Below are 11,829 nucleotides of genomic sequence, written 5' to 3'. Positions count from 1 at the left end.
AAAGTAATTAAGCAAGTTTTTTGCTCCTCGCGCCGATGATGGTCATGAAGTTTCTTTAGTTAATGGTCGTAGATTACACGTAGCCATTTCTTCGCTCGAAAGTTTACCAGGGCAATTAATTACCTTAACTGATGTAACAGCTAGTCGCGATTATGAAGAATCTAAAGCAAATCAGCATCGTTTGATGTCTATGGGTAGAATGACTGCCCAGCTTGCTCACCAGATTAGAACCCCTTTGTCATCAGCAATACTTTACACTGAGCATTTAGCTGCACAGCCACAGCATGATAATCGTTGCATACAATGGATTACTCGTTTACAAGACTGCCATGCCAGTATTGAACAGCAAATTCAAGAATTGTTGTTGTTTGCTAAAGGTGAAATGATTGAGCTAGTTTCATTATCATTACAAGATTGTTGTAATCAGTTGCGTGAGCGGGCACAGCCTTTTATTCAAGCTGAGTCTGCAATTTTTACTATTGATAATCAATCGCAGAAAGATGAAATACCTTTGCATAGTGAATCATTTATTGGAGCCATGTTAAATCTTGTTATCAATGCCTTGCAAGCTAAGGCAAATTGTATCAGTCTGACTATTGAGGATCAGGCTAATGGTGATGTGCAATTTAAAATGATCGACAATGGTCTTGGGATGTCTGATGATATAAAAGGGCAGGCCTTTACTCCCTTTTTCACGACGAAAGCACAGGGAACAGGATTAGGGCTTGCTGTTGTTTATGCAGTTGTAAGAGCGCACGGTGGAGAGGTTATGTTAGAGTCTTTACTAGGGCAAGGGAGTTGTATAACGATTAATCTACCAGGATAATGGTATTTTACCCGAGGATAACTCATGAGTGACGTGTTAATTGTTGAAGATGATCCCGTTTTACGTGAAGCACTGGCAGAAACAATGAATCTGGCAGGACACTCTTATCTGGCAGCGAAAGATGGTAAAGAAGCATTGGCTATGCTAGAGCGACATAGCCCCGCAATTATTTTAAGTGATGTTCGTATGGATAAGATAGATGGGCAACAACTTCTTGCTGAAATTCAACGTCGTAATCCAGGTGTTCCTGTTATTTTAATGACAGCGCATGGCTCAGTTGAAGATGCTGTCGCTGCTATGCGTCATGGCGCGGTTGATTATCTGCAAAAACCTTTTAGTGCGCACGCGCTTACTGAAAAATTAATCGCTATATTAAACCTGTTATCATAGAAGATGACAATCAGCCCGTTGCTCAAGATCCGAAGAGCCAAGCCTTGTTGTCGATGGCCTTGCGAGTGGCGCAATCAGATGTTGGAGTGATGATTAGTGGTGAAAGTGGTACAGGAAAGGAAGTATTAGCGCACTTCATCCATGATCATTCTCCACGCAAACAGCATCCTTTTATTGCTATTAACTGTGCTGCAATTCCTGAGCAAATGTTGGAAGCAACCTTATTTGGCTATGAGAAAGGAGCGTTTACTGGTGCTTACAAGTCAACTCCTGGAAAATTTGAACAGGCACAAGGCGGTACTTTATTACTGGATGAAGTCAGTGAAATGAATTTGGGTCTGCAAGCAAAATTATTGCGGGTGCTACAGGAAAAAGAGGTTGAGCGCATAGGCGCTAATAAACTGATTAATCTTGATGTACGAGTATTAGCTACTAGTAATAGAAAATTGCTTGATGAGGTTAAAGCAGGGCGTTTTCGCGAGGATTTGTATTATCGCTTAAATGTTTTTCCTCTCCATTGGTTGCCATTAAGAGAAAGAATTTGTGACATTATTCCTTTGGCAAATTATCTGATTCGTCGTCACTGTCAGAATAATCAACCACTAATTCCTAGTTTGAGTGATGAGGCCAAGCAAGCACTACTCGAATACAGTTGGCCAGGTAATGCTCGTGAACTAGATAATGTCGTACAGCGTGCATTAGTACTTCAAACACAGGGCATCATTGAAGTACCCCATTTGCAATTACCTATGCAGGGTGTGGATGTACCAAGACTTGTTAAGAAAGCGGATAGCAAAAATCTCCAGAATCATGAGTTTGAATTAATCGAACAGACATTGAAAGAATACGATGGTAACCGACAAAAAGTTGCAGCCGTTTTAGGCGTGAGTGAACGTACATTGCGTTATAAATTAGCAAAAATGCGCGAAGAGGGATATGTCGTATAGGAACCAAGTTGAGTAGGGATAGAGGAGAGTGATAATGAGCGATATTAATACTGTCTCTTTGCTAAATCAGATGCGTGTATTGGCAGCTAAAGCTGAAGGTAGTAGTGTAGAGAATGGAATCCAGACTTCATTTGGTGATGTTTTTAAACATGCTTTAGGCGAAGTAAATCAGTTGCACCAAAACGCAGACAATTTAAGAACCAAATTTGAATTGGGTGATAAAAGTGTTGGTATTGGTGAAGTCATGGTTGCAGCGCAGAAATCAAGCTTGGGTTTTGAAGCGACTTTAAGAGTAAGGAACAAATTAGTACAAGCTTATGAAGATATTATGAATATGCCTATATAGCAGGCATATAATTACGGAACTGTTAGAAAAAGAACAGCCACCTATTGGAGATACAGGAGTTAATCATGGCATTGGCTGACAGTGCTTCAACTGCCGCAGCAAGATTCGCAAATCTCTCTGTCCCCAGGCAATTGGGATTGATGTTAGGCCTTGCTGCAAGTGTAGCGATTGGTGTTGGAGTGGTTTTATGGTCACGTGAACCAACTTATCTACCTCTTTATAGTGAAATAGGGCCACGAGACGCAACTGATATTGTGGACCTTTTGCAACGCAATAATATCCCATTCAAAATTGATAAAAGTCATGGCACCATACTGGTACAAGCTGATGAGGCGCAGGAAGCGCGCTTGAAAGTAGCTGCGGAAGGTCTGCCACGTGGTAAGGGGGCGGGTTATGAATCATTTTCCACGAATTCCAATGTTTTAATAGTAGCCAATTTATGGAAAATGCTCGGTATAAACAAGCGCTTGAGACAGAGTTAGCGCGGACTATTAGTCAATTTCATGATATCAAATCTGCGCGAGTGCATTTAGCTATTCCCCGCGAATCTGCTTTTGTCAGGGATAATCGTGAACCTAGTGCTTCGGTGTTTATTGATGTTTATTCTGGACTTGAATTAAAAACAAACCATTGCGTCAATTATTAATTTAGTTGCTTCTAGTATTCCAAGTCTTTCTGCCAGCCGAGTTACTGTTGTTGATCAAAACGGCCAATTGCTGAGTGAGGGGGGTGGGCAAACATTATTTACCAATACTGAACGCTTTATGGATTATCGTCAAACCCTTGAACAACAATACGTGCAAAGAATTCAGGATATTTTGACTCCTTTGCTTGGCTATGGACGAGTTAGGGCGAAAGTTTCAGCGGATCTGGATTTCACGTCTTTTGAGCAAACCCAGGAAATGTACAATCCTGAATTGCAGTCATTGCGCAGCGAACAAAGTATGGAAGAAAAACGTAAGCTGGGTGGTAATGCCAGTGGAGTGCCTGGTTCATTATCAAATACAGCGCCAACCAATGCTAGCTTACAGCAAAGTAAAAATAATAATAATCCAAATGCAAAGAATAATACGCAGGTAAATAATGCCAATGTTGATGTGGATGCGAGTGATTATCGCAAGCAAAGTACAAAGAATTTTGAATTGGATAAGACGATTAGTCATACCAAAAATCAACCTGGGACAATTAAACGTATAACAGTTGCTGTTTTGGTAGATGATAAACCCACTTTGAATCCCAAGACCAAAAAATGGAAGTCAAACCCTTAACACAGGCTGAAATTGATCAAATTAAAGTTCTAGTTGCTAATGCAATCGGTTTAAATACCAAACGTGGTGATAGCTTGAATGTACTTAATAGTCATTTCGTCAAGCCTGATCCAGTACCTCCACTGCCAGAAGAAAAATTTTGGCAAAAAGATTCTTTTTGGTCAATAATGAAACAAGTTGGTGCTGCATTATTTGTGTTGGCAATGGTATTTGGTCTTCTCAGGCCGTTATTCAAGAATTTGTCTGGTGTGCGTCGGGAAGAAAATACAGATGAGAAAGCGGCAGAACTTACTCACGAAGGTCAAGCTATGCTGCCTCATGCGAATGATTATGAATCACAATTGTCATTACTTCGCCAGGTGGTAGATAAAGAACCAAAGCGAGTGGCGCAGGTAGTTAAAACTTGGGTTGAGCGGGGATAGTACTATGGATGGCATTGAACGGGCTGCAATTTTGTTGTTAGGGATGGGAGAGAAAAATGCCGCTGAAGTACTTAAACACTTAGAGCCACGTCAAGTGCAAAAAGTGGGTATGGCCATCTCAACAATGAGTAGTGTCAGTAAAGCAAAAATGCAAGGCGTATTAGGTGAGTTTTTAACTGCAATTGAAGATCAAACGAGCTTGACGGTAGATGCTGAAAATTATTTGCGTACGGTACTCATCAACGCCTTAGGCGAGGAAAATGCAATTCCATTTATTGATAGGATATTAGTATCTGATAAAGATAGTGGGCTTAATCGACTTAAATGGTTGGATGCCCGTCTTATTGCTGATGTGATTCGTAACGAACATCCACAAATTATCGCAACTATTCTTATCCATCTTGACAGTGAGCAATCAGCTGAAGTGGTGGGTTATTTTTCATCGGAAAAACGGGCTGAAGTTTTATTGCGGATGTGTACGATTGATACAGTTAAACCTGAAGCGATTTCTGAGCTTGGACATGTTATTGAAAAGCAATTAAGTGGTCAGAAAGTTGGAAAAATAGCATCGGTCGGAGGCATTAAAAGCGTCGCAGATGTGATTAACTTTCTCGAGGGATCAGTAGAGACAGAAGTACTTGAGAAAATTCATGAGTGGGATGAAGAACTTTGCGATAAAATTAAAGACAAAATGTTTGTTTTTGAAAATTTGGTGGATATGGATAATCGCAGCGTACAGACTTTGTTGCGTGATGTATCTACTGAGCAGTTGATGTTGGCATTGAAGGGTACGACAGAACCAGTTAAGGAAAAGATTTTTAGCAACATGTCAAAGCGGGCTTCTGATTTGTTACGTGATGATTTGGAGATGCAAGGACCGGTGAAGGTCAGTGATGTGGAAAAAGCCCAACGGGATATCCTGGCTATTGCTAGGAGCCTGGCAGATGAAGGTAAAATTGCTTTGGGTACTAAAGGTGGCGACGAGATGATTTAGAGCTTGTTAATGAATTCGACTAAAAATGAACACTGGCGGTCATTTCCTGCGCTTCGCTGCTCATGTGCTTCTCTGTACACGGCACTGCAATGCTGGTCAATAACCACCCGTTGTTCTATTTTAGCGAATTCATTAACAAGTTCTTAAGCCTTTGTAACGGGCTTATTCAATTAGGGAACTTTATCGATCTATAGATGCTAAGAGGACTAGTGTGGATAACGATTTCAAGCCTTTGTATGAGGAAAAAGATAAGGATGCTTTTGATGTTTGGCAAATGAAAATGCCAGAACCGGAGCCTGTCATTGAAATTGATGAAAAGGAAGAGTTTGCCAAAGAGTGCGCTCGCATAAGAGAAGAAGTTAAAAAAGCGGCTTACGAAGAAGGTATGCAACAGGCGGCCGCGGAATTGCAGCAAAAAGACAAGAATTGGCATCTTGGTTGAATTTAATCCAAAATCCTGTCGAACTACTTGATGATGCGTTAAGTCAAGAAATAGTCCAAACCATTGCGTGGATTTGTGAAGCCTGTATTGGTATTGAGTTATCAATTCATCCAGAAAAATTATTAACTTTACTCGAAGAAATAAAACGTGAACTGTCCACTTTGCAAGGTAATAGAGAACTTGTTATGAATTCCTTGGATGTAGAGTGGTTATTGAATGAATTGAATGAGCAGCAGGTATCGGGATTGTCGGCGCTATTAGTTGCTGATCCGACTTTATCCAGAGGTGATTTTGATTTAAAAAGTGAATACGGTGAAGTTGATGGAAGCTTGAAAACCCGCTTGCAAAAATTATTCAAAACCTATTTGCTTGAAGATAGGATTGAGTCAACTAACAATAAAGATTCGCAATGAAAATTTATGAATCGCAATTAACTAACGCTTTAAAAATACTACGCACAAAACCAGATTCAGGTCTGATTCATTGTGGTCGTGTGAGTCGTGCAATCGGCTTAACCTTGGAAGCGCGAGGCTTTCATCTACCGGTAGGTGCACGTTGTTGGGTGAAAATTAGCAGTAATGAACGTGTCGAGGCCGAAGTTGTCGGTTTTGATAATGAAAACGCTTATTTGATGTCCATAGGACATACACAAGGCATTGGACCCGGCATGTTAATTGTTCCTAGTGGCAGAGTGGCGGAAGTAGGAGTAAGTAACGGTTTATTAGGTAGGGTACTTAATGGAGCGGGTATTGCTATTGATGAGGGTGCCCCTCTGGATGCTACCCAAAATTATCCTTTGATGAGTCAACCGGTTAATCCTTTGAAACGAGCTGCTATAGAAACCCATTTAGATGTAGGTGTGCGAGCAATTAATGGCCTACTAACCGTGGGTCGCGGACAACGTCTTGGTTTATTTGCCGGAAGTGGTGTGGGTAAATCCGTGTTACTTAGTATTATGACTCGCTTTACAGCAGCTGACTTAGTGGTTGTCGGCTTGATTGGTGAACGAGGAAGAGAAGTTAAAGAATTTATCGAATGTAACTTAGGTGAAGAAGGTTTAAAGCGAGCCGTCGTTGTAGCTGCGCCTGCTGATGAGAGTCCTTTAATGCGTTTGCATGGAGCGATGGTAGCAACCAGCATTGCAGAGTATTTTCGTGATCAAGGTAAACATGTCTTGCTATTGATTGATTCCTTAACACGTTTTGCTCAAGCACAACGAGAAATAGCTTTGTCCATCGGAGAACCTCCGGCAACGAAAGGTTATCCTCCTTCGGTTTTTGCTAAATTACCTCAGTTAGTTGAACGAGCAGGTAATGGCAAACCAGGAAGTGGTTCGATAACCGCTTTTTATACGGTGCTCACCGAAGGTGATGATCAACAGGATCCTATTGCGGATGCTGCCCGTGCTATTCTTGATGGGCATATTGTTTTGGATCGTGAATTGGCAGAATCGGGGCAGTTTCCGGCGATTGATTTGGAAGCGTCCATTAGTCGTGTTATGCCAGCCATTGTGCCGGATGTTCAAATGAAACAAATGTTATTATTGAAAAAATACCTTTCTATTTATGAAAAGAATAAGGATTTGATTTTGTTAGGTGCTTATGCAAAAGGTAGTGATCAGCAATTGGATAAAGCCATTGCTTATCGAGAAAAAATTAGAGAGTATATTGCTCAGGGAATGGATGAAAAGGTTGATTTTTCAACTAGCATAACTCTTTTGCAAGAATTGGCTGAGTTATTGGAAAACGCATGAAACAACGGATAACCCGATTATTACGGATCCTTGAATTAAAGGAACGGGCAACTCGCACTGCGATGGAAGATTTAATTCGGGCTCGTGAGCAATTTACAGCAGGCAAAATGAAACATGAACAATTGCTAGGTTACCGTCAGGATTATATGCAACAACTGAGTAATTTGGGAGATGCAGGATGTACCGTAGGTCGGGTACGTAATCGGATTGATTTCGTTGCCCAGCTTGATATCGGATTGTCTCAACTCAATCAACAATTAGCGCAATTTGCAAAACAACGCTCAAAATACGAAACAATTTATTTACAGGTAAAATCGGAGCAAGATGCTGTAAAGAACCTAATTGAACGAGTTGAACAACAGCAAAATGTTAAAAGAGAGCGTGCTGAACAGAAAGAAAGTGATGAGTACGCGCAAAAGCAATGGTATAGTAAAAACTCTACCACTAACCCAACAAAACGCGGTGATTAAATTTTTAAAACGATGCTGGATGCCTCTGGCCATCTTGATTATTACTGCCGCGGTTATTTCTAGCCTTTTCCGCGCACTTACCCCTTGGGCTAAGCAATATAAGAAGGAAGTAGAGCATCATTTGTCAACCTTACTTGGTGAGCCAGTTAGTATTCATACTATGGAGACTGGATGGTATTGGTTTGAACCAGTAATCAAATTAAAGCAAGTTAGTATTTCAGATGGCAAACAAAAAGTTATCAAGCTTGATAAGTTATTGGTTGGTATAAATATTTTTAGTTCCCTTTTGCATTGGCAAATTCAACCGGGTGTTTTGTTTCTTGATGAGCTGCACTTAACCCTGCGTCAAAAAGGTGGGCGGTGGCAGGTAGATGGTTTAACTGGCCCTAATAAGTCAACGATGACTTTGGATACAGATACTTATAAGCCGATTCTTGCCTGGATCTTGGCGCAGCAGAAAATTATCATTAAAAATCTGTCTGCTCAGGTTTATTTGCAGAATGGCACACTAATTCCTATACGTGAATTTAATCTTACCATTGCTAATCGTTCCGGACGTTATCGAATCAAGGGCAAGGCACATCTTGCGCAAACTACGCGGACTGATTTTCAATTGCTCGCTGAAATGTATCTAGATCCTCACGCCTTTCATAAGACAACTGGTCATGCTTTTTTCTCAGTTGATGATTTTCTTCCTGCACAATGGCAAAGTTTTTTCCGCAATCACGTATTCATTTGTTAGGTGGAAGGGGTGATATGCAGTTATGGGCTGATATCGATGCAGGACAATTAAAAAATGTTCAAGCAAGGTTAGATTTTGATCATCTAGCCTGGGACGAGACTCAAACGCAAAAAAATCAATTGGTGCAATCTTTAAAAGCAAATTTAGCCTGGAATCCAACTAAAAAAGGCTGGCAATTAGCCGGAGACCACATAAAATTACGTTTAGGAGATACGCTGTGGCCTGAAAATTCTTTGTTGGTTCGGTATCAGAGATCTAATCATGATTATTTTGTTTTTATAAAGAATATTCTGTTGCAATCGTTGTTTTCTACATCTATCCCTTGGCCGAATAATTTAAGCGCAGTTTTGGCTACGAAGCCGCATGGACAGTTTCATGATACACAGGTGCATATTCAAAATGGTGGTATTGATTACGTATTGACGCGTTTCTCAAAATTGGGGTGGCTGGCTCAGCAAACTCGTCCTGGTGTAGATAATCTTTCAGGAGTCATTCACTGGCAGCCAACAGAAGGGCGTTTAGAACTCGATGGCGAGCAAACAGTTATTGATTCTAAAAATCAGCCACCAATTACCTTTGAAACCCTTAACGCTGCTTTTGATTGGAAAGAATTAAGTCATGGTATGCGTTTGAGTATGGAGCGCTTTGTCTTAAGGCATCCCAATCTGTTGCTCAGCGCTCAAGGAGTAGTTGATGAAATTTCAGCAAATTCAGCAGGTAATTTACGAATGACGGCTGAGTTTTCCGCAAATGATGCGCATAAATGGTTGCCCTATTTGCCAGCTAAACATTTGAAACCGAAACTGGATGCCTGGTTGAAACATGATGTTAAACGTATTGCTACAGCTAGCGGTGAACTGAGCATTAATGGTTTGGTAGCTGATTTTCCTTTTGATAAACAACCCGGTGAGTTTGCAATCAAAAGCTATTTAACTGGAGTCGATTTAATTTTTGCTCCTAACTGGCCGCTAACTAAAGATATTGAAGGCTATCTACGGGTCAACAAAAGAGCTTTGGAAGCAGATATTGTTCATGCAGATCTCAAAGGTATTGTTGTCGATAAAGGAAATTTGCGTGTTAATGATATTGGATTGGACAGAGAAACCTTACTTATCCATAGTAAAATTGCAACAGATTCAGGTAAAGCCCAATCCTATATTTTATCGTCTCCTTTAAATAAAAAATTGTCTGCCTTAAACATGCTTAAAATGAAAGGCCCAGTGGAACTTGATCTGCAGTTGGAGGCACCACTTTACCCTGAGAATGATGATGTTTTGGTGCTAGGCGATCTGGCCTTTATAAATAACACCGTAGATGTACATCATACTTTGGATGATGTGCAATTGGATAAGTTAAACGGCACTTTACAATTTGATCAACAGGGAATTTTAGACAGTGATTTAAAAGCGATTATTATGGGTTATCCTGTCGCAATTCTTATTCGATCAATTCGCCATCCTGAGCCTTATACGGAAGTAAGGATTAAAGGTAAAACAACCATGGATGTGGTGCGCAGTAAATTTAATTTACCTATTTTTTCTTTAATGCATGGCTCCTTATGGTTAGAAAGTTTATTAACATTGACCGATGATCCCAGCGATTTGGATCATTTACGCATTCACACTTCTCTACAGGGGCTAAGTATTGATTTACCATCACCCTTAGGGAAGTTGGCTGGCGCAAAAACGCCCTTAACGATAGATGTTGATTTTAATCCCCAAAAAGCAATCCGGTTACGTTTTAATTATGATAATCGGCTGCGCAGTGATTTATGGTTTTCTGGTTCTAAAGACGAATATCTCTTACAAAAAGGGGAAATTCTGGTCGGTAATAGTAACCAACCTCCTATGGAGCAAAAACAAAAAGGATTACGCATAGTTGGAGCCTTGGCTTCTTTTGATTTACAAGAATGGCTTACTACTTGGGATAAATTGTCGGATTTAACAACTAAAAAAGGCTTGGTAGAAGTCCTTAATTATATTGAATTCAGATTGTATGAAGCGAAAATATGGCGCGAAAAATTATAAAGACTTAGTAGTCAAAGCCGTAAAATCAACAAATAATGTTTGGTCTATCCACCTCGAACAAGAAAAATTGGTTGCAAATTTGAAGTATCAACCATCGACCAATAGCTTAATGGGGGTTTTTGATACGTTAAGTCTCACCAAACATTCTAAGGCAGATCAATTAGCCGAAGCCACTCCCTCAACCCTTAAACCTACCGAGATGCCAAATTTGGATTTGCATATTAACTCTTTTCAATTTGATGGTTTAAACCTTGGTGACGTAACCTTAAAAACAACCCGAGCGAATAATTTATGGCAACTTGAATCTTTTAAAATGGAATCGCCATATTACCAACTGAGTGCAAAAGGGCAGTGGCAGCAGGAAGGGAAAATCAATATAACGAGACTTCGTGCCGATTTGCATATTAATGATTTAGCAAAAAGTTTGGTTAGTTGGGAAATTAGTCCTGTGGTTGAAGCGCATCGGGGAGATGTGCAATTTCAAGGGTACTGGCCTGGTGCTTTTCACGAATTTTCCTTGGTTAATGTGGCTGGGCAACTGGGGATCAGTTTTAAAAATGGCCGCATTACCAATTTAAGCCCTGAAACAGAAGAAAAGCTTGGTTTAGGAAAGCTATTAAGCATACTTAGTTTACAAACCATCCCCAGACGCTTGAAATTGGATTTCAGTGATCTTTCACAAGCAGGTTACAGTTTTGATCAATTTAATGGCAGTTTTACTCTGGCAAAAGGTGTCATGACTACACAAGATAGTTATATCGATGGTCCTGTAGCTTATGCCAGTATGAAAGGGAACCTGGATGTAGTAAAACAACTGTATGATCTTAATTTAAAAGTCTCTCCCCACATAACAGCAAGTTTACCAGTTGTAGCAACTATTGCAGGTGGCCCGATCGCTGGGATTGCCACCTGGGTGGCCTCTAAAATTATTAATCAAGGAATGCAGAGGATCAGTGGCTATACTTATAAGATTTCCGGCCCTTGGCGGCAACCGGTTGTACAGCAAGTTAGTATTATCAAGAAACGTCAGACTTGAGGATTTTTTTGCCCTAAAACAGGGCTGTTTACATTTGGCTAGCTGAGCGCTTATGGCTTGATTTTCTGCGTTGCGATACTTGAAAATCAAGTCGTAAGCGCCGAGATAGAAGAAATTTGGACTAGGATACAACTATGTGGGAAATTCGTATAACTTCGTATAATGT

The 11,829-nt window shown here is 40.4% G+C and carries 12 protein-coding genes and 1 pseudogene; all 13 read left to right on the top strand.

Translation table 11 applies throughout. The features are described from left to right. Positions 1–184: 184 nt before the first annotated feature. The 13 genes and pseudogenes from BN58_RS25720 to BN58_RS28805 all read left to right on the top strand — a co-directional run bounded on the left by BN58_RS25720 (position 185) and on the right by BN58_RS28805 (position 11,663). Positions 185–826 carry a sensor histidine kinase gene (locus BN58_RS25720; protein ID WP_269570330.1) on the top strand — a complete coding sequence of 214 codons (642 nt, stop codon included), beginning with the start codon at positions 185–187 and terminating at the stop codon, positions 824–826. Between the two features lie 24 nt (positions 827–850). After that, on the top strand, positions 851–1,216 hold the full coding sequence (locus tag BN58_RS36335; RefSeq protein ID WP_269570328.1) for a response regulator: 366 nt from the start codon (positions 851–853) through the stop codon (positions 1,214–1,216). Positions 1,217–1,281: 65 nt separating this feature from the next. Continuing rightward, the gene (locus BN58_RS25715) at positions 1,282–2,163 is read left to right on the top strand and encodes a sigma-54 interaction domain-containing protein (protein WP_269570327.1); all 882 of its coding nucleotides are present in this window, start codon (positions 1,282–1,284) and stop codon (positions 2,161–2,163) included. Between the two features lie 34 nt (positions 2,164–2,197). Beyond that, positions 2,198–2,509 carry a flagellar hook-basal body complex protein FliE gene (gene fliE / locus BN58_RS14280; RefSeq protein WP_019217408.1) on the top strand — a complete coding sequence of 104 codons (312 nt, stop codon included), beginning with the start codon at positions 2,198–2,200 and terminating at the stop codon, positions 2,507–2,509. Positions 2,510–2,574: 65 nt separating this feature from the next. Further along, positions 2,575–4,199 (top strand): annotated as a pseudogene (gene fliF, locus BN58_RS37910) (flagellar basal-body MS-ring/collar protein FliF). 4 nt (positions 4,200–4,203) lie between these two features. Beyond that, positions 4,204–5,193, top strand: coding sequence for a flagellar motor switch protein FliG (fliG, locus tag BN58_RS14255; RefSeq protein WP_019217404.1), 990 nt, complete (start codon positions 4,204–4,206; stop codon positions 5,191–5,193). 211 nt (positions 5,194–5,404) lie between these two features. After that, positions 5,405–5,635, top strand: coding sequence for a FliH/SctL family protein (locus BN58_RS28825; protein WP_019217403.1), 231 nt, complete (start codon positions 5,405–5,407; stop codon positions 5,633–5,635). Beyond that, positions 5,620–6,048, top strand: coding sequence for a FliH/SctL family protein (locus BN58_RS28820; RefSeq protein WP_198009909.1), 429 nt, complete (start codon positions 5,620–5,622; stop codon positions 6,046–6,048). The genes BN58_RS28825 and BN58_RS28820 overlap by 16 nt, the downstream gene beginning before the upstream one ends. After that, on the top strand, positions 6,045–7,388 hold the full coding sequence (gene fliI, locus BN58_RS14245) for a flagellar protein export ATPase FliI (protein WP_019217401.1): 1,344 nt from the start codon (positions 6,045–6,047) through the stop codon (positions 7,386–7,388). The genes BN58_RS28820 and fliI overlap by 4 nt, the downstream gene beginning before the upstream one ends. After that, positions 7,385–7,858: a flagellar export protein FliJ gene (gene fliJ, locus BN58_RS14240; RefSeq protein WP_019217400.1), complete on the top strand. Its 474-nt coding sequence runs from the start codon at positions 7,385–7,387 to the stop codon at positions 7,856–7,858. The genes fliI and fliJ overlap by 4 nt, the downstream gene beginning before the upstream one ends. Then, positions 7,851–8,600, top strand: coding sequence for a YhdP family protein (locus BN58_RS28815; protein WP_019217399.1), 750 nt, complete (start codon positions 7,851–7,853; stop codon positions 8,598–8,600). The genes fliJ and BN58_RS28815 overlap by 8 nt, the downstream gene beginning before the upstream one ends. Beyond that, positions 8,561–10,627, top strand: a complete 2,067-nt coding sequence (locus tag BN58_RS28810) for a YhdP family phospholipid transporter (RefSeq protein WP_083852218.1) — start codon at positions 8,561–8,563, stop codon at positions 10,625–10,627. The genes BN58_RS28815 and BN58_RS28810 overlap by 40 nt, the downstream gene beginning before the upstream one ends. Then, positions 10,596–11,663, top strand: a complete 1,068-nt coding sequence (locus tag BN58_RS28805) for a YhdP family phospholipid transporter (RefSeq protein WP_019217397.1) — start codon at positions 10,596–10,598, stop codon at positions 11,661–11,663. Before BN58_RS28810 ends, BN58_RS28805 begins: the two co-directional genes overlap by 32 nt. The last annotated feature ends 166 nt before the right edge of the window (positions 11,664–11,829 follow it).

Origin of the sequence: Legionella tunisiensis (assembly GCF_000308315.1) — a bacterium.
In the GTDB taxonomy this organism is placed as follows: Bacteria; Pseudomonadota; Gammaproteobacteria; order Legionellales; family Legionellaceae; genus Tatlockia; species Tatlockia tunisiensis.
This window is presented reverse-complemented; position numbering and strand designations above follow the sequence as displayed.

Bases quoted from the DNA above. Each gene is read 5' to 3' on its own strand.
- fliG (WP_019217404.1), top strand. From the start codon at position 4,204: ATGGATGGCATTGAACGGGCTGCAATTTTGTTGTTAGGGATGGGAGAG.
- fliE (WP_019217408.1), top strand. From the start codon at position 2,198: ATGAGCGATATTAATACTGTCTCTTTGCTAAATCAGATGCGTGTATTG.
- BN58_RS28805 (WP_019217397.1), top strand. From the start codon at position 10,596: ATGAAGCGAAAATATGGCGCGAAAAATTATAAAGACTTAGTAGTCAAA.
- fliJ (WP_019217400.1), top strand. From the start codon at position 7,385: ATGAAACAACGGATAACCCGATTATTACGGATCCTTGAATTAAAGGAA.
- BN58_RS36335 (WP_269570328.1), top strand. From the start codon at position 851: ATGAGTGACGTGTTAATTGTTGAAGATGATCCCGTTTTACGTGAAGCA.
- BN58_RS28810 (WP_083852218.1), top strand. From the start codon at position 8,561: ATGGCAAAGTTTTTTCCGCAATCACGTATTCATTTGTTAGGTGGAAGG.
- fliI (WP_019217401.1), top strand. From the start codon at position 6,045: ATGAAAATTTATGAATCGCAATTAACTAACGCTTTAAAAATACTACGC.
- BN58_RS25720 (WP_269570330.1), top strand. From the start codon at position 185: ATGTCTATGGGTAGAATGACTGCCCAGCTTGCTCACCAGATTAGAACC.